Here is a 17,455-nt window from a genome sequence, read left to right on the forward strand (position 1 = left end):
CAATAGGATAGGCGAACGAAACCTTCCACCGTCATTATGTTGATACTGAGTCAATCTCAAATCTGCCCCTTTGGTACAATATCATCGTTAAAACTCAGCCGCTTGCGGTCTGCTTCCTCTTCACGCAACGGTTCAACTTCTCGCAGCGTTTCTTTGCAGCGGATAACCAACTCTTGATATTCGCGGGTGCCTGCGCGTTTCCAACTCAATTCTTGTTCGCTGAGCTCGCGTATCACGCGGGCGGGGCTGCCAACCACCAGCTTATTTGCGTCAAATTTTGCGGCGGCTTTCACAAAAGCTGCTGCGCCAATAATAGTGTTTTCACCGATGTCTGCGCCATCCATCACTACGGCATTCATGCCAACGAGCGCATTACGACGAATGCGGCAGCCGTGCAGAATTGCGCCGTGGCCGATATGCCCATCGATTTCCACCACGGTGTCCTGTTGTGGGAATCCATGCATGACACAGTTATCTTGAATGTTCGCGCCATCTTGCACCACGATACGGCCAAAGTCGCCGCGCAAGCTGGCGTTAGGCCCGATATATACGCGTTTGCCGATAATCACATCGCCAATTAAAACCGCGGTAGGGTGAACGAAACTGCTGCTGTCGACTACGGGGATTAAGCCATCAATCTGATACACGGGCATCGTTAAGTCTCCTTAATGTGTAAGGCTTTCACGGGGTAATCCGCCAAAGCGGCGATAATAGGCGACCGCTGGCTGGGGGAGTTCACCGATGGTGGTTTCTGTTTTTTCACTCACATAGCGCGTGGCGGCATGATCGATGCGCTGGTAAATATTGATACACAGGTTACGGGCGATCTGTCCTTCCCACTGGTTCGGCAAGAGCGCATCGGGTAATAGCGGATCTTTCAAAACCACGCGGCGATAGTAGTGGATCAACAGCAAACGCAGCTGAAAGCAGCGCTCAGGAGTGAGCTCTTCTTCTGGTGTATCTCGTAGCAGCGTCATGAGTGGGCGAAACGATGCGATAAACTCATGATAATACTCCGCGACTTCATTCAGGGACCAACTGGTGGAAACCAGCTCTTTCAAGCTCTGTTCTGAGCGGTTATAAGGATAGTCAGCGCGGAAATAGATAACTGATTCGCTGGCGTTCAGCTCGCTTAGCATGGCAGGAACATCGTTCTGTTCCCGTGCGGGAGCAGCCATCAGCGAACTGTTCATTTGACCAAAACCAAGCCAACTGAGCGCTTTTTTCAATCGGACTCGCTCTGCTTTACTCGCCATTTCGAGCAACAACAAATCCCACTGCCCATCCCATTCTGGCTGTTCGCTGAGATAGATTTTGCTTTCTGCATGACGAAACTGATTCATGCCGCGCTCTGTGACGCGATAATAGCTGCGACGGCCTAATTTTATGACGTCCAGCCATCCCTCTTTTTGCAGCCGAAAAATGGAGGTGCGGACAAAACGATCGCCAAAACCAAGCGGCTCAAGCAGCGCGCTTAGGCTACCTAACCAAACCTCACCGCCACGATGGCTGAGTGCATCGCCATACAAAGAGATAATCAGTGACGTACCGCTGATCGGCTGGGCATCCAGCGCATGACGAATAAAGTCGTCAATTTTGTGTTCCATTATTCTTTACCGGTCAGTTTTTAGTGTGTCATCACAGTAGCATAACCGGATGAAAAGTTGTGGGATCTTCCAAACAGCGCGGAATGGTTCCCTCCCCTGATAAGGGGAGGGTTAGGGTGGGGATTGGTTACCGTCCCCGACAATCCACCACGCGAACGGCTTTACCCTCTGAGCGCGGAATATCACCGCAGTTGACGATGCTGACCTGAGTGCTCACGCCGACCATCGATTTAATATGGTGGCGCAGCTGGTGGCAGATATCACAGCGCTGGTCGTGGTTGAGAACGTTAGGTTCTTTCAGTTCAACTTTGACCGACAGGTTATCTAAATTACCTTTGCGCGTGACTTCCAACTGGTAGTGCGGCGACAGCTCGCGGAACTTCATAATCTGTTCTTCAAGCTGAGAAGGGAACACGTTTACGCCGCGAATAATCAACATATCGTCGGATCGACCGGTGATCTTATCCATGCGACGCATATTGCGTGCCGATCCCGGCAACAAGCGGGTAAGATCGCGGGTACGATAGCGGATCACCGGCATCGCCTCTTTGGTTAGCGTGGTGAAAACCAACTCTCCTGCTTCACCGTCTGGCAGCACTTGGCAGCTATCGGGATGAATGATCTCAGGGTAGAAATGATCTTCCCAGATAGTTGGACCGTCGGCATATTCGGCGCACTCCATCGCCACACCAGGGCCCATCACTTCAGACAGACCATAAATATCTAGCGCTTTGATCCCCATACGGGTTTCGATTTCGCTACGTAGAGAATCAGTCCAAGGCTCTGCGCCGAATACGCCCAAGCGCAGTGAACACCCGCGGGCATCGCCGCCCATTTTGCGCTCGAGCTCGTCAATCAGCGTCAGGCAATAAGAAGGCGTGACCATGATGACATCGGGTTTGAAGTCGAGGATTAACTGCGCCTGTTTTTCCGTTTGCCCGCCGGACATCGGGATGACGGTTGCACCGAGTCGCTCAGCGCCGTAATGCGCGCCTAAACCCCCAGTGAATAACCCGTAGCCGTAGGCTACATGAATTTTGTCTTTGGCCGTCGCTCCCGCGGAACGCAAACAGCGGGCTACAATATCCGCCCAGTTATCGATATCCTGTTGGGTATAACCGACTACCGTAGGGCGACCGGTCGTTCCCGACGACGCATGTACGCGAACCACTTGTTCCATCGGCACCGCGAAGGTATCGAAAGGATAGTTATCGCGCAGGTCTTGCTTCGTGGTGTAGGGGAATTTCGCAATGTCGCTCAGTTGCTTAAAGTCATCAGGATGAACGCCAGCCGCATCGAATTTGCGCTTGTACATCGGCACGTTGTTATAAGCGTGATGCAGCGTCCACTTCATACGCTCTAGCTGCAATGCCTGAATTTCATCACATGAGGCGAATTCAATCGGGTCAATGTGCGGTAATGTCTTAGTCATGTTTGCCATTCCTGATAATATTTTTCTTAGTATTTGAATCGCGCTCACAGGCTCTGGTTTGTAGGGACAGAGGCAGAGGGATCAGACACGCTCGATAATCATGGCGATGCCTTGCCCTACGCCGATGCACATGGTGCAAAGTGCGTAGCGCCCGCCGCGCCGTTCCAGTTCAAAGGTGGCTGCCAAGGCCAAACGTGCACCGCTCATGCCAAGCGGATGACCGAGTGCTATGGCTCCGCCGTTTGGGTTCACGTGTTCGGCATCGTCAGGAAGGCCAAGCTGACGCATCACGGCCAGGGACTGCGCCGCAAAGGCTTCGTTAAGCTCAATGACGTCCATTTGGTTCAGACTTAAACCGGCCAGTTCCAGCACTTTACGCGTTGCTGGAAGCGGGCCGATCCCCATAATGCGTGGTTCAACGCCGCAAGTGGCGGTGGCGACAATGCGCGCTCTTGGTGTCAGTCCTTGAGCGATAGCCAGTGCCTCAGATGCAACGATCAGCGCGGCAGCACCGTCGTTAACCCCTGAGGCATTTCCGGCTGTCACGCTGCCCGGCATGCGGAAGGGCGTTTTCAGGTTTTGCAATTGCTCCAGCGTGGTTTCTGGACGAGGATGTTCATCCTGTGTCACGCGGATTTCCGCTCCTTTTTTTCCTTTCAAAACTACCGGAACAATTTCTTGCCCTAACACGCCTGAAGCCTGCGCTTTCGCGGTACGCTGTTGGCTGCGCAGTGCAAAGGCATCCTGATCGGCGCGGCTGATATTGAACTGAGCGGCCACGTTTTCGGCGGTTTCTGGCATGGAGTCGGTGCCAAAAGATCCCTGCATGAGCGGATTAACAAAGCGCCAGCCGATAGTGGTATCGAATATTTGTGCCTGACGGCTGAAGGCGCTGTCGGCTTTGCCCATCACCAGCGGAGCACGCGTCATAGATTCCGCGCCTCCGGCCAACATCAGCTGAGCGTCACCGGCTTTAATGCTGCGAGCAGCAAAGGCCAGCGCATCTAAACCAGAGCCGCACAGGCGATTGATGGTAGTACCGGACACAGTTTGTGGTAATCCAGCCAATAACGCTGCCATACGAGCTACGTTACGGTTGTCTTCTCCAGCCTGATTGGCGCAGCCAAGGATCACGTCATCGACGCGCTCCCAGTCCAACGCGGGATAACGGGCGATCAAGGCTTGCAATGGAATAGCGGCCAAATCATCGGCGCGCAGACTGGCTAACGCACCGGCATAGCGGCCAATGGGGGTGCGAACGCCGTCGCAGATAAAAGCGTGATTCATGGCTGCTCTCCTTGCTGTTCTAAAAGGGAATGACCAAGACGGTGCGCACGGCCACGAAACCACGCGACGGTTTTGCCATCTTGGTTTGTGATCTCAACGTCGTATAGACCGGTTTTCTTGCCCTGATGGCGCACTTCTGCGCAGGCAGTTAAACGATCGCCGCTAAATCCGGGGCGGATAAAATCAATGGAACAGCCAGAAGCCACGGCGGCTAATCCTTGGTTGTTGCAGGCATAGGCAAACGCAGTATCGGCGAGGCTAAAAAGTTGCCCGCCGTGACAGGTTTGGTGCCCGTTAAGCATGTTAGGGGCGATAGTCATACTGACCTGAGCGAAACCGCTATCAACACGGTCGATGGTCATCCCCATAGACTGTGCGCAGGTATCTTGAGCAAACATCTGCTCGGCGCAGCGTTGTGCTAGATGAGTCGGCGATGTGGCGTTCATCAATGAGGCTCCTGAGTAGCAAGCGAAACGTAGCCAGCCGCCAGTTGGCGCAATAGCGGCGCTGGGCGATAGCGGGTGTCGGCATAGAAGTGATTAAGGTTTTCGAGCGTGGTGAGAATATGCTGCCAGCCAAGCTGGGTACCCCAGGCTAATGGGCCTGCGGGATAATTCACTCCCAGACGCATCGCCAAATCGATATCTTCGGCGCTGGCGATCCCTTTGTTCACCACGTCGAGCGCCTCGTTGCACAACATGGCAACCGTGCGAAGGGTTAACAACGCGGGATAATCAGGAAGAACAATGACGTTTTTGCCTAAGGATTGTAGGAAGCGAATGACTAACGCCGTTTGCGCTGCGCTATTAACGCTGGCCGCGCTAATAGCGATGGCCGAAGCCTGTTGATGATTCACTGAAAGATCGAACTGAACCACGGGCGTTCTCGTTTCTGCAGCGGCTTGTGATGATAATTTACCATTTGTTAACATAAATGTAACTTCATCGAGGCGCAAAAAAGGAGACGATTCGGTACTCTCTTTGTGTTCTTCAATCGCGATCCCATTTTGTTGCAAAAGCGCAGCAAATTCAGGCAGCGCCGACCAGCGCCCGTGAGCGCTAATTCGTTGCGGCATTGCGCCAGTTTCAATCGGTGCAAACTCAGGGGGAATAGGTTGAATATCGCTCTGGTAGCGATAAAAACCACGACCACTTTTACGCCCTAAATGCCCAGCTTCTACCAGCTCTTTCTGCACCAGCGAGGGCTGAAAGCGAGGATCAGAGCCGAAGGCATGAAACACCGATTCCGTTACCGCATAGTTCACGTCGTGGCCAATTAAATCGGTTAGCTGCAACGGCCCCATCGCAAAGCCGCCCGCATCGCGCAACACGGCATCTAGCGTGGCCGGTGTCGCTATCTGCTCTTCTAACGCACGTAGGGTTTCCGCATAGAAAGGACGGGCAACGCGGTTAACGATAAAACCAGGCGTCGAACGACAAACCACAGGCTGTTTTTTCCATGCCACGGCCAGTTCTCGCAGCGCATTGAGCGTATCTGCATCGGTTTCTAAACCTCGTACAATTTCGACCAGCTTCATCACCGGCGCGGGATTGAAAAAATGCAATCCAGCCATACGCTGCGGGTGTTTCAGGGCGCTGGCAATGGCGGTAATTGATAGCGAAGAGGTGTTGCTGGCAAACAATGTTTGCGGTGAACAAATGGCTTCCAGATCGCGAAACAGGCTTTGTTTGATCTCGAGGCGCTCGGCAATGGCTTCGATCACTAAAGTGCAAGGCGCCAGCTCGGTGAGCGCAGTAGCAATTTGAATCCGCGTTAAAAGCTGTTGAGTGGTATGAGCATCTGCTTTACCTGCGTCCACGCGCTGTTGCAGGCGTTGATGTAAAGCGCTTAACGCACGCGATGAGGCTTCGGCGTTAACGTCAAAAAGCATGACGCTATGTCCTGCGCTGGCGGCAACCTGAGCAATACCAATGCCCATTGTCCCCGCGCCAATCACGCCAATAGAGCCTTGTAGCAAAGGAGAAGGCATCATTATTTCCCCTTAAATTCAGGCTGGCGTTTCTGGAAGAACGCGCTCACACCTTCGCGATAGTCTTCGCTACGGCCACCGAGGCGTTGCAGATCCCGTTCGAGATCCAACTGTTGATCGAGCGTGTTGGTGGCGGCGCTGTACATCGCTTTTTTAATTAATCCCAAACCATAGGTTGGCTGGGTCGCGAGATGCTGAGCGAGTTCTTGTGTGCGTGCTGCGAGCATTTCAGGTTCAACAACCTGCCAGATCATGCCCCATTCCAACGCCTGCTGAGCGCTGATCTTATCGCCCAACAGCGCCATTCCCATGGCACGTGCATGACCGGCTAAGCGAGGTAAGAACCAGCTGCCGCCGGAGTCTGGCACCAGACCTAAACGGCAAAATGATTGAATAAAGCTGGCGTTAGCGCTGGCGATCACAATGTCACACGCTAAAGCAATAGCGGCACCGGCACCGGCGGCAACGCCGTTAACTGCGCAAACGATCGGTTTTGGCAGGGCGGTCATACGGCGGATCAGCGGATTATAGAAACGCTCAACGGACAGCCCTAGGTCGGGAGCCGCTTGCTCAACGCTGACGTTGCGATCGTTCAGATCTTGTCCTGCACAGAAACCACGTCCTGCGCCGGTGAACAGAACGCAGCGTACGGCCTCATCGCGTTCGGCGATGTTTAATGCTTCGCTAAGCTGGCGGTGCATTTCGTCATTGAAGCTGTTTAAACGGTCGGGGCGATTGAGCGTGATAGTTAGAACGCCAGCCTCAATGTGAGTAAGTACCATGTTTTCATCAGAGGAAGTCATAGGATTAGCGTCCTTTAAATTCAGGTGAACGTTTTTCAAAAAAGGCGGCGATGCCTTCTGCGCGATCGTCAGTCCCTGCTAATGAGACAAAATGCTGGCGCTCCAGATTTAATCCCTGTGAAAGCGTGGTTTCCTGCGCAGCCTTAAGCGCCGATTTCGCCGCACGCAGCGCGAGCGGCGATTGCTGGCTAATGCGCGTGGCAATTTGCTGGGCGCGTTCCAGCGTCAGTTCGGTAACGCAGATTTCACTGATGAGCTGAGCATCTCGCGCCTGCTGCGCGTTAATCGGCTCACCGGTCAGCACCATCTGGGAGGCGAGAGATTTCCCGACGTTGCGCAGTAAACGTTGGGTGCCTCCGGCTCCGGGCATCAACCCTAGGGTGATTTCAGGCAATCCGAAGCGCGCATTTTCGCCGCTCACCACGATGTCGCAGGCCAGCGCTAGCTCGCAGCCAGCACCAAGCGCGTAGCCATTGACGGCGGCGATAATCGGTTTGCTGATGGCATTGAAGCGCTGCCATACCTGTGGACGGCGGTCGATAATGGCATCTGCCACTTTTTGTTGCTGGAGCTCGCGTAAATCGGCTCCGGCGGCAAAGCAGCGCGAGGAGCCGGTGATCACCACGGCGCCAATGCTGTCATCGCTATCGGCGTTTTCTAAATGACTGACTAACAACTCTAAACAGGCGGTGCTCAGGGCGTTACGTGCATCAGGGCGATTAAGCGTTAGGGTTAAAACCCGCTGTTGCTGGTGGCGTAAAATCCAGTCGTTGCTCATGGGATTTCCTTAGACGTCGAAGTCGAGCACTACGCCGTCGCCTTTCGGCCACGACTGGCAACTGAGGATATAACCGGCTGCGAGCTGATCGGGTTCTAGGCTGTAATTGACCCCCATTTCTACTTCGCCAGATTTGAGTTTGCATTTGCAGGTAGCGCATACGCCGCCTTTGCAGGCATAGGGTAAATCGGCACCTTGGCGCAGCGCCGCGTCCAGAATGCTGTCATCCTGTGCGCTCATGGCGATATTCACGCGGCGGCCATCCAACTGGATTTCCACCATGGTTTGCTCTCGCTCGGTCATATTCGCAGGGCGCACGCTGACACCGGCGGTATTGAAGCGTTCACTGTGAATATTTTCCGCCGCCATTCCCGCGGCTTCGAGCGTGGTGTTGACGTCGTCCATCATACTTTCAGGGCCGCAGATAAACGCTTGATCGAACGTGGTGAAGTCCAGCAGTGATTTGCCCATCAGGCTTAAACGTTCGCTGTCGATACGGCCATTAAGCAGCGGGCTGTCCAAGCTTTCTTGGCTAAACAAATAGAGAATTTGCAAACGCTGCGGGAAGCGGTTTTTTAGATCGCACAGCGCTTCTTTAAACATGATGGAGCGGCTGGTGCGGTTACCGTAAATCAGGGTGAATTCACTTTTCGGCTCGAGAAGCAGCGTGGTTTTAATGATCGAGAGCATTGGGGTGATGCCCGAACCTGCCGCGATAGCCAGATAGTTGCCTTGGCGTTCGCTGGTAGGCTGATAGCCAAAGCGCCCCTGTGGCAACATCACTTCTAGCGCATCGCCTACGTTAAGCTGCTGATTGATGAAAGAGGAAAAGCGCCCTTGATGGATAGCTTTCACGCCAATCTGTAGCACGCCATCCTGCGGCGAGCTGCAAATGGAGTAGCAACGGCGCAGCTCTTCGCCATTAACGTTGGCCTTGAGCGTGAGATACTGCCCCGGCTTATAACGGTAATGCGCTTTTAACTCGTCAGGTACTCGCAGCGTAATCGCTACGGCCTCTGAGGTTTCCCGCTCAATGGCGGCAATACTTAAACGGTGAAATACGGTCATTTTTTTCGCGACCTCTTAAATGCATTTGAAGTAATCGAAAGGCTCAAGACACTGCTTGCAGCGGTACAACGCTTTACAGGCGGTGGAGCCAAATTCGCTGATCTTCTGAGTTTCATGGCTGCCGCATTGCGGGCACTGCACCGCGCCGGAGGAAAGCGGCTTTTCACAGGCCAGTCCTTGCGGAGGCGCAACGCCGTATTCACGCAGGCGCTTTTTGGCTTCGGCATTCATCCAGTCGGTTGTCCATGCCGGACTGAGCCGGATTTCGACTTTGATCGGGGAAAAGCCAGCGTCGGTTAGCGTGGTTTGAATCGCGTCGATGAGAAACTCCGTTGCAGGGCAGCCGGAGTAGGTGGGGGTAAACGTGACCAGCCAGCCGTTTGTCAGAGGGGCAACGCCGCGTACCATGCCAAGATCGGTGATAGAAAGTACCGGCAATTCAGGATCGCTAATCTCATGCAGGCATTGCCAGATCTGATGGATCTCTGGCGTTAACAGGCTATTGAGTGGTTGACGTTGTTCCATGATCTTCTCCTGTTCCCCGTTGCAGCGTTACCAGCGACAGCCCGGATAAGCGCGCTGTAGAAACTGCATTTCAGCCAGCATGAATCCAAGATGTTCCGTGTGTTTGCCTTGTTTTCCGCCGTGGCGGTAGGCCTCTTCTTCAGGAAGCTGTAACGTGGCGTCTTGCAGAACTTGCTGCACGATTTGCAGCCACGGAGCCTTAAGGCTTTCAGGATTGACGGCAATGCCTTGCTCAGCGAGACGACGTTCTACGTCATCGCTGTGGAATAGTTCGCCGGTAAAACGCCACAGATCGTTGATCGCCTGCTGCATTTTTTTCTGGCTCAGTTCGGTGCCGTCACCAAGGCGGATCATCCAGCCACGGCTGAAACGTAGGTGGTATTCAGCCTCTTTCAGTGATTTAGCACCGATAGCGGCCAGCTGTGGATCGCTGCTTTGGCTTAAGCCTTGATGCAGCAGAAAATGATAGGTATCGAGGAAAAACTGGCGCACCAAGGTGTCGTTAAAGCCGCCGTTCGGCTGTTCAGCTAAAAGCAGATTGCAGAACGCCAGATCGTCGCGCCCAAATGCCAAGCTATCTTCGTCGATATTCTCACCGGATAGCTCACCGGATAATTCGGCGGCATAGCTGTAGAAGTTGCGTGCCTGCCCGAGCAGATCTAGCCCGATGTTTGAGAGTGCGAGATCGATTTCTAGCTCAGGCGCATGGCCGCACCATGCGCAAATGCGCTGGGCTAATATGAGCGGCGTATCGGCTTGACGCAGTACGTATTGGATGAGGTCTTGATTTAACGTTGTCATCAGCTGTCTCACATGTTCTTGATGCCGTCAGGAATGGTGTAAAACGTCGGATGGCGATAGACCTTATCGTCTGACGGATCAAAGAATGCGGCGCGATCTTCCGGCTGTGATGCCACTAAATGCTCCGATTTCACCACCCAGATTGAACAGCCTTCGTTGCGGCGAGTGTAAGCATCGCGCGCGTTTTCCAACGCCATTTGATCGTCTGCGGCATGAAGGCTGCCAACGTGGCGGTGGGCTAATCCTTGTTTGCTCCGAACAAAAACTTCGTAAAGTGGCCAGTGTGCTTGAGTCATTTGGATTTCCTTGTTTATGCCGCGGTGGCGTTGGTGGCAGATTTTTCTGCGTGTGCCATTGCGGCATCACGTACCCAACTGCCTTCTTCCCAAGCGCGGCGTTTAGCACTCAGGCGCTCGTGGTTGCAGAGGCCTTGGCCTTTGAGAACTTGATAAAACTCGCTCCAGTCGATTTCGCCAAAGCGGTAATGTCCGGTGGCTTCGTCCCATACTAAATCTTGGTCAGGCGCAGTCATGCCAAGCGCTTCTAACTGCGGCACCGTGTTATCAACAAATTTCTGGCGCAGCTCGTCATTGCTATGGCGTTTGATTTTCCAAGCCATGCTTTGCGCGCTGTGTGGTGAGTCGCTGTCATTAGGGCCGAACATCATCAGCACCGGCCACCAGAAACGGTTGATGGAGTCTTGCAGCATGGCGCGTTGCTCGGCCGTGCCGTTGGCCAGCACCGTAACGGCCTCATAGCCCTGACGCTGATGGAAGCTTTCTTCCTTACAAACTTTGATCATGGCGCGAGCGTAGGGGCCGTAGGAGGCTCGGCACAAAGCCACTTGGTTAACGATAGCGGCACCGTCAACCAACCAGCCGATGACGCCAACGTCAGCCCAGCTCGGTGTGGGGTAATTGAAGATGGAGGAGTATTTCATTTTGCCGTCGAGCATCTTTTGGTAGATGTCTTGGCGTGTACAACCCAGCGTTTCCGCAGCGCTGTACAGATATAAACCATGTCCTGCTTCATCCTGCACTTTTGCCAGCAGCACGGCTTTGCGGCGTAGGCTGGGTGCTCGAGTGATCCAGTTGGCTTCTGGCAGCATCCCGATGACTTCTGAATGCGCATGCTGGCCAATTTGACGGATAAGGTTTTGCCGATAGGCATCAGGCATCCAGTCTTTGGCTTCTATCGACGTATCTGCGGCAATTTTTGCCTCGAAGAGCGCCTGATGTTGAGCGTTTTGGGTCATTGCTTCCTCACTTAATGATTCGAATATTTTATGTTTTAATTTAAATTGTGAATCACTTTCAATAACTCAAAAGCTACATCCTGATAACAAAAAGATCAAACGCCTATTGTGCGCATTTGTCGTACAGGTCACAGGGTTTTATTTTTAATTGTTTAAAAACAATGAATTGATTACTTGTAAAGGTTTATCTATCTCAATGAGTTCTTTTTTAAAATGCGATGTGTTTCTATTTTGTTAAATTAATGAGTGGCGAGTAACTAAAATAATGTGATACACCTTGAGTAAATACTTAGTCATAAAGTGAAGCTTGGAGGGTAGGATGCAGCAGTTAACCAGTTATATTTCAGGTGTCTGGGCATATGGGCAGGGCAAAGAGCGAGCGATCCACCACGCCGTGAGCGGTGAAGCGCTGTATCAGGTGTGTTCTGATGGCTTACCGTTGGCAGAATGCTTGGACTATGCACGCCAGCACGGTGGCAAAGCGTTGGCTGCGATGACGTTCCAACAGCGAGCGCAAATGATGAAAGCGGTAGCCAAGCACCTGCTGGCTCACAAAGAATCGCTGTATCAGATCTCGGCCGAAACCGGAGCCACGCGTGGTGATGGTTGGGTGGATATTGAAGGTGGTATTGCGACGTTGTTTGCCTATGCAGGTTTGGCTGGACGCGAGCTTCCTGACGATACCCTTTGGCCCGAAGACGAATTAATTCCTCTTTCCAAGCAATCACAGTTTGCCGCTCGCCACGTCATAACGTCCCGCCCCGGCGTTGCGCTGCACATCAACGCGTTTAACTTCCCTTGCTGGGGAATGCTGGAAAAACTGGCACCAACGTGGCTGGCGGGAATGCCTGCGATTATCAAACCGGCAACGGCGTCAGCGCAGCTCACTCAGGCGATGGTTAAACTGATTATTGAGAGTGGATTGGTGCCTGAAGGCGCGTTGCAGCTTATCTGCGGCGGCGTCGGCGATATCTTTGGGCACTTAGACTATCAGGATGCGGTGACTTTCACCGGTTCTGCCCAAACCGGCCAGAAGCTGCGTTCACATCCACGCTTATTACAAAAATCCATCGCTTTTACCATGGAGGCCGACTCGCTCAATTGCTGCATTTTAGGCGAAGATGTCACGCCAGAGATGCCTGAATTCGCGATTTTCATTAAAGAAGTGGTGCGAGAAATGACCACGAAAGCGGGGCAAAAGTGTACCGCTATTCGTCGTGTGATTGTGCCCGCAGCGCAAATGGACGCCGTTCAGCAAGCTTTGCTTAAACGCCTAAGTGGTGTCACGGTGGGCGACCCAGCGCATCCAGAGGTGCGTATGGGCGCATTAGTCAACCTTGAGCAGCGTGATGACGTGCAGCAAAAAGTTGATTATCTGCTGCGTAACGGCTGTGAGCCTTTGTGCGGTGGCTCGCTTTCGGCGCTGCAATTAACCGGAAGCGGTGCTGAAAACGGTGCATTTTATCCTCCGACGCTACTTTACTGTGCCGACCCTTTCACGCATCAGGCCGTGCATGGCACTGAAGCATTCGGACCCGTTGCGACGCTGATGCCGTATCAAAACGCAGAGCAAGCCGTTGAATTAGCGTTGCTGGGGCAGGGGAGTTTAGCAGGGTCGTTGGTGACTGCGGATGAGCAGATTGCGGCGAAAGTGATCCGCGCAACGGCGTGCGCTCATGGGCGTATGCTGATTTTGGATCGCCATGCGGCTGTAGAATCAACCGGCCATGGTTCGCCGTTGCCCATGCTGGTACATGGTGGCCCAGGGCGAGCCGGTGGTGGCGAAGAGCTGGGTGGCTTACGCGCGGTAAAACACTACATGCAGCGCACCGCGATTCAGGGAAGTCCAACGATGCTGGCGGCGATTGGCCGCGAATGGGTGCGTGGCGCAGACGTGGTGGAAGAGCAGGTCCATCCATTCCGAAAATATTTTGAACAGCTGGCGATTGGTGAAAGCTTGTTGACCGCACGTCGTACGATCACGGAAGCGGATATTGTGAATTTTGGCTGCCTAAGCGGCGATCATTTCTATGCCCATATGGATAAGATTGGCGCGGCAGAATCTCTATTTGGTGAGCGCGTAGCGCATGGTTATTTTGTAGTGTCAGCGGCGGCAGGCTTGTTTGTCGATCCGGGCGTAGGACCGGTGATTGCTAACTACGGCATGGAAAATCTGCGCTTTATCGAACCGGTAAAAATCGGCGATACCATTCAGGTTCGCTTAACCTGTAAGAAAAAAATCAAAAAAGCTCAGAAAACCGCCGAAGATAAACCGCATGGCGTGGTGGTGTGGGATGTGCAGGTGCTAAACCAGCATCAGCAACCGGTGGCGTTGTATAGCATCCTGACGCTGGTAGCTCGCCAAAACGGTGACTTTATCCCTGCCGCTTAAATCCGTAAGATAGTCAGCACAGAAACCGCCGCATTCTGCGGCGGTTATTTTTTATACCTGAGAGCTGCACTATGACTTCCTCCCCAATGCAACGCCTGCTGACCATCATGCAAACCCTGCGCGACCCAGAACGCGGCTGCCCGTGGGATCAGAAGCAGACTTTCGCCACGATCGCCCTATACGCTGGAAGAAACTTATGAGGTGCTTGACGCGATTCAGCGTGAAGATTTCAGTGACTTACGCGAAGAGTTGGGCGACCTGTTATTTCAAGTGGTGTTCTACGCGCAGATGGGACAGGAACAAGGGCTGTTTAACTTTGATGATGTGTGTAACGCCATCAGCGATAAGTTAGAACGCCGCCATCCGCATGTTTTTGCTGCCGAACACTCGGAAAGCGCCGAAGCATCGCTAGCTCGCTGGGAGCAGCGTAAGGCGCAGGAGCGCGCTGAAAAAGATCTCAGCTCATCGATGGACGATATTCCGAATGCGCTACCTGCGTTGATGAAGGCCTATAAAATCCAGAAACGCTGTGCGGCAGTAGGATTCGATTGGGATACGCTTGGCCCCGTATTAGGCAAGGTGTATGAGGAGATCGACGAAGTGATGGATGAGGCGCAGCAGGCAGTTGTTGATGAGGAAAAGCTAGGCGAAGAAATTGGCGATCTGCTCTTTGCAACGGTGAATTTATCGCGTCACTTAGGTCATAAAGCCGAAAATGCTCTACAAGCGGCTAACCGCAAATTTGAACGCCGCTTCCGCGCAGTGGAAGATGCAGTGCGCGCCTCCGGAAAAACCATGGAGGAAGCCACGCTTGATGAAATGGAAGCGCATTGGCAGCAGGTGAAAAAGGCTGAAGCTAAATAATATCGACAGCGAAGTGTAGAGGAGGGGGGATATTCAGTGTTCGTCTCCTTTTCATTACTTATAATTAATAAATTTATTTTAATAATCCTGATTATTTTGTGTTAATAATGTTTTTTGTTATTTTTATTTACTGTGGTAGTTTATTTTATCTGTACTTTTTTCTTCTTGAAATATTAATTGTCTAAGGGTATTTACATTCTGATTTTGATTTGTATGTATCGTCTTCAACTACAGGTGAATGATATTTTTCAACGAACTTGCTGGCTAGTTTTTGTGCTTTATCAATCTCTTGATTGGACATGTTTATTGCTATTTTATCCTGATTGCCTCTGGCTTCTTTCAGACCATTGGCAGAGGCAGTAGCAAACCATGCGTAAGCAAGTAGATAATTTTCTCTTGATGACACTGGGGAATTAGAATACAAAATACCTAAAGTTTACACTTGAACTAGATATATCGATTACGTCAATTTGTTAATAACCTATATGGCAGATTAAATTCGCAAATCATTACCTGCTCGCATTTAGTGTACACCATATAGCGTGAGTTAGTGAAATGATACTGTTTCTTATAATGATAGCACAAAGTTTACGCTATCATGAGCGGGTAAATCATCGGGACGAATAGTGCGTTAATTCAAGGATTCATAGTTATATCCCTTTAACTCCATCGTCCCTTTAACATCTTCAAAAAGAAATGTTTCATATACAATTCTATTGGAGAATTCAGATAGATATACTAGCACTACTTCATTATTTCCGATGATGTGATGTATTTTTTTCTTAACTTTTATATGTGATGATTTTAACTTTCCTAAATTTTTATTGTTGGCAGTAGTTAGGAGGTTGATGAATTCACTTTCTGTTGTTGCGCTTTTAAAAGAACTCGATGTTTTTGAATATATTTCAGCGTAATTTTTTTGTTGATACATGTCATGGAATTCACGTACGCCGTTTTGTGCCATTTCATCATTTATAGGTGAGCAAGCACAAGATGTAAAAATAATTATAATAATATAGAGGTGACGTATAAATGTTTTCATCTTAATTTTCCAAACAAAATTGTGCTGTATAACAAACTAGTGTTCCTGCAAAGGCTCCAGCCCCAATTCCTACGCTTCCTGATGTTGACGCTAGCTCTGGATTATCCATATCAGTCTGTATTGCAACGCCAAACTTCCCGAGAAAAGCGCCACTGCCAAAAATACCCGCTGAATTGCTCAGACCTGTGGATGGTTGTGAACTAGTAGTTGTTTCTGTAATTGCTGCGGATAGCCCCCCACCTATGCCTGCGTGTCCGCATGCCGTTAAATAGCCGCAAATGTCAGATATTAACTCACCTTTCTTTTTACCAAAAGCAATACCGGCGCCAGCACTGCCTCCAATTGAAACAATGTCAATAGCCCCACTTATATCAGTGGATGATGTCCCCTCTACGTTATCTTTCCATTGTTCAATAAATAAGTCATATAAATTATATAACCCCAATGGGTCGACCTGTTGCAAAGGATTCACTGTATACCGATAAAAATTCGTTCCCCCCTCTAGTTCAATCGGATCCTGAGTAATATACCGCCCTATCGTCGGATCGTAATACCGATGGCGGTTGAAGTGTAGGCCTGACTCTTCATCGTATTGCTGCCCCTGCATTCTGATTGGCTGGTGCAGCTGATGCGGATTCTCTTCACTGAGCGCATTGCCCCAGGCGTCCAGCGTGATGGACCAGTCGATGTGGCCGTTGAGGTTGATGAGCTGCAGCGGCGTGCCGAGGTGGTTGCAGTCATACAGCTGAGCGGCGTAGGGCGTATCCGGCAGCGGGTCGAGCAGGTTTTCCAGATAGTCAGGGCTGAGCTGAACCTGATTGAGCCACGCGTGTTGTTCTGTGCTGAGGCGGTTGGCGCGCAGCGCCTGCTCGATGTGGTGCAGGGTTTGCTTGAAATCGGGCGGCAGCGCGATACCCACTTCCTGCTCAAGTTTGTCGGCCAGCGGGGTGATTATTGGAGGCTTGTCACCTTCAAAACGCAGCAGGGGCACAAAGCTGCGGGGCAAATAGACCGTGTGAATGCGGGTGCCATCGCGTTCGGTGAGCACCAGTTTGTCGCCGTCCCAGCCAAACCAGCTGATGTGTTTGGGCTGGTTGCGCTGCATGACCTGTTTGCCGATGCGCCGCCCCAGCGGGTCGTAGCAGTAGCGGCCGCCGCGCAGGGCTTCGCCGTCCTGATAACAGAGGTAGCTGACGAGCCGATGACTGCGGTCGTAGCGATAGTGATGGACTTCGCCCGCGTCGCGTTTGCTGATTTTTTGGCTGAGGTTGCCTTGGGCATCGTATTGATAATGAAAATGCGCATCTTCGCTCAGGCGATTACCCGGATGGCGCATGTCGGCCATAAAGGCCTCGGGCATGTAACGGTTGATGAGTCGGTTACCCGCAAGGTCAAGGTGATAGTCTGCGCTGCGGTGGGCGCTGCGCTCATGGATGAGGCGGCCGGTGCCGTCATACTCATAGTGCTGTGACGCGAACGGGCTGACGATATCGCTCAATTGGCCACGCGGCGTGTAGCGATATTCCAGTGTGCGCGGGTCGGCGTTGGGGGTGCTGAGCGTCAGGCTGTGCAGCCGCCCGGCCTCGGTATAGCTCGTTTCCAGCACGCTCC

General features: G+C 52.1%; 16 protein-coding genes and 1 pseudogene. 2 read left to right on the forward strand and 15 right to left on the reverse strand.

What is annotated here, in order from left to right:
• Positions 1-56: 56 nt before the first annotated feature.
• The 13 genes from paaY to paaA form a co-directional block, all read right to left on the reverse strand.
• The gene (gene paaY, locus RSC70_RS18745) at positions 57-653 is read right to left on the reverse strand and encodes a phenylacetic acid degradation protein PaaY (RefSeq protein ID WP_234619819.1); all 597 of its coding nucleotides are present in this window, start codon (positions 651-653) and stop codon (positions 57-59) included.
• Positions 654-665: 12 nt separating this feature from the next.
• Positions 666-1,607, reverse strand: coding sequence for a phenylacetic acid degradation operon negative regulatory protein PaaX (gene paaX, locus RSC70_RS18750; protein WP_103009117.1), 942 nt, complete (start codon positions 1,605-1,607; stop codon positions 666-668).
• A gap of 127 nt (positions 1,608-1,734) precedes the next feature.
• On the reverse strand, positions 1,735-3,039 hold the full coding sequence (gene paaK / locus RSC70_RS18755) for a phenylacetate--CoA ligase PaaK (protein ID WP_040046827.1): 1,305 nt from the start codon (positions 3,037-3,039) through the stop codon (positions 1,735-1,737).
• Positions 3,040-3,120: 81 nt separating this feature from the next.
• Complete coding sequence (gene pcaF / locus RSC70_RS18760; protein WP_130999447.1) at positions 3,121-4,326, reverse strand: 3-oxoadipyl-CoA thiolase; 1,206 nt, start codon at positions 4,324-4,326, stop codon at positions 3,121-3,123.
• Positions 4,323-4,772 carry a hydroxyphenylacetyl-CoA thioesterase PaaI gene (paaI, locus tag RSC70_RS18765; RefSeq protein WP_332543153.1) on the reverse strand — a complete coding sequence of 150 codons (450 nt, stop codon included), beginning with the start codon at positions 4,770-4,772 and terminating at the stop codon, positions 4,323-4,325. Before paaI ends, pcaF begins: the two co-directional genes overlap by 4 nt.
• Positions 4,772-6,316, reverse strand: a complete 1,545-nt coding sequence (locus RSC70_RS18770; RefSeq protein WP_332543160.1) for a 3-hydroxyacyl-CoA dehydrogenase — start codon at positions 6,314-6,316, stop codon at positions 4,772-4,774. Before RSC70_RS18770 ends, paaI begins: the two co-directional genes overlap by 1 nt.
• A gap of 2 nt (positions 6,317-6,318) precedes the next feature.
• Positions 6,319-7,119 carry a 2-(1,2-epoxy-1,2-dihydrophenyl)acetyl-CoA isomerase PaaG gene (gene paaG, locus RSC70_RS18775; RefSeq protein ID WP_278807952.1) on the reverse strand — a complete coding sequence of 267 codons (801 nt, stop codon included), beginning with the start codon at positions 7,117-7,119 and terminating at the stop codon, positions 6,319-6,321.
• Between the two features lie 4 nt (positions 7,120-7,123).
• Positions 7,124-7,897 (reverse strand): 2,3-dehydroadipyl-CoA hydratase PaaF, encoded by a 774-nt coding sequence (paaF, locus tag RSC70_RS18780; protein WP_332543154.1) that lies wholly within the window; start codon positions 7,895-7,897, stop codon positions 7,124-7,126.
• Between the two features lie 9 nt (positions 7,898-7,906).
• A complete protein-coding gene (gene paaE / locus RSC70_RS18785; protein ID WP_332543155.1) occupies positions 7,907-8,965 on the reverse strand; it encodes a 1,2-phenylacetyl-CoA epoxidase subunit PaaE in 1,059 nt (352 codons plus the stop codon).
• Between the two features lie 15 nt (positions 8,966-8,980).
• On the reverse strand, positions 8,981-9,490 hold the full coding sequence (gene paaD, locus RSC70_RS18790; protein ID WP_332543156.1) for a 1,2-phenylacetyl-CoA epoxidase subunit PaaD: 510 nt from the start codon (positions 9,488-9,490) through the stop codon (positions 8,981-8,983).
• 27 nt (positions 9,491-9,517) lie between these two features.
• Positions 9,518-10,291 (reverse strand): 1,2-phenylacetyl-CoA epoxidase subunit PaaC, encoded by a 774-nt coding sequence (paaC, locus tag RSC70_RS18795; RefSeq protein ID WP_332543157.1) that lies wholly within the window; start codon positions 10,289-10,291, stop codon positions 9,518-9,520.
• Between the two features lie 8 nt (positions 10,292-10,299).
• Complete coding sequence (gene paaB / locus RSC70_RS18800; RefSeq protein WP_040046836.1) at positions 10,300-10,587, reverse strand: 1,2-phenylacetyl-CoA epoxidase subunit PaaB; 288 nt, start codon at positions 10,585-10,587, stop codon at positions 10,300-10,302.
• A gap of 14 nt (positions 10,588-10,601) precedes the next feature.
• Positions 10,602-11,546, reverse strand: coding sequence for a 1,2-phenylacetyl-CoA epoxidase subunit PaaA (gene paaA, locus RSC70_RS18805; RefSeq protein WP_304185956.1), 945 nt, complete (start codon positions 11,544-11,546; stop codon positions 10,602-10,604).
• Positions 11,547-11,865: 319 nt separating this feature from the next.
• Here paaA and paaZ point away from each other — a divergent pair, with 319 nt between their 5' ends.
• Both paaZ and mazG read left to right on the forward strand, forming a co-directional pair.
• On the forward strand, positions 11,866-13,938 hold the full coding sequence (gene paaZ, locus RSC70_RS18810; protein ID WP_332543158.1) for a phenylacetic acid degradation bifunctional protein PaaZ: 2,073 nt from the start codon (positions 11,866-11,868) through the stop codon (positions 13,936-13,938).
• Positions 13,939-14,009: 71 nt separating this feature from the next.
• Positions 14,010-14,802, forward strand: a pseudogene (mazG, locus tag RSC70_RS18815) (nucleoside triphosphate pyrophosphohydrolase).
• Positions 14,803-15,433: 631 nt separating this feature from the next.
• Here mazG and RSC70_RS18820 read toward each other — a convergent pair.
• Positions 15,434-15,844 (reverse strand): type IV secretion protein Rhs, encoded by a 411-nt coding sequence (locus tag RSC70_RS18820; protein ID WP_304185958.1) that lies wholly within the window; start codon positions 15,842-15,844, stop codon positions 15,434-15,436.
• 1 nt (position 15,845) lies between these two features.
• Positions 15,846-17,455: RHS repeat-associated core domain-containing protein (locus RSC70_RS18825; RefSeq protein WP_332543159.1), on the reverse strand; the 1,610-nt coding region annotated here is incomplete at its 5' end.

The organism is Hafnia sp. (assembly GCF_036648275.1).
Classification (GTDB): Bacteria; Pseudomonadota; Gammaproteobacteria; order Enterobacterales; family Enterobacteriaceae; genus Hafnia; species Hafnia alvei.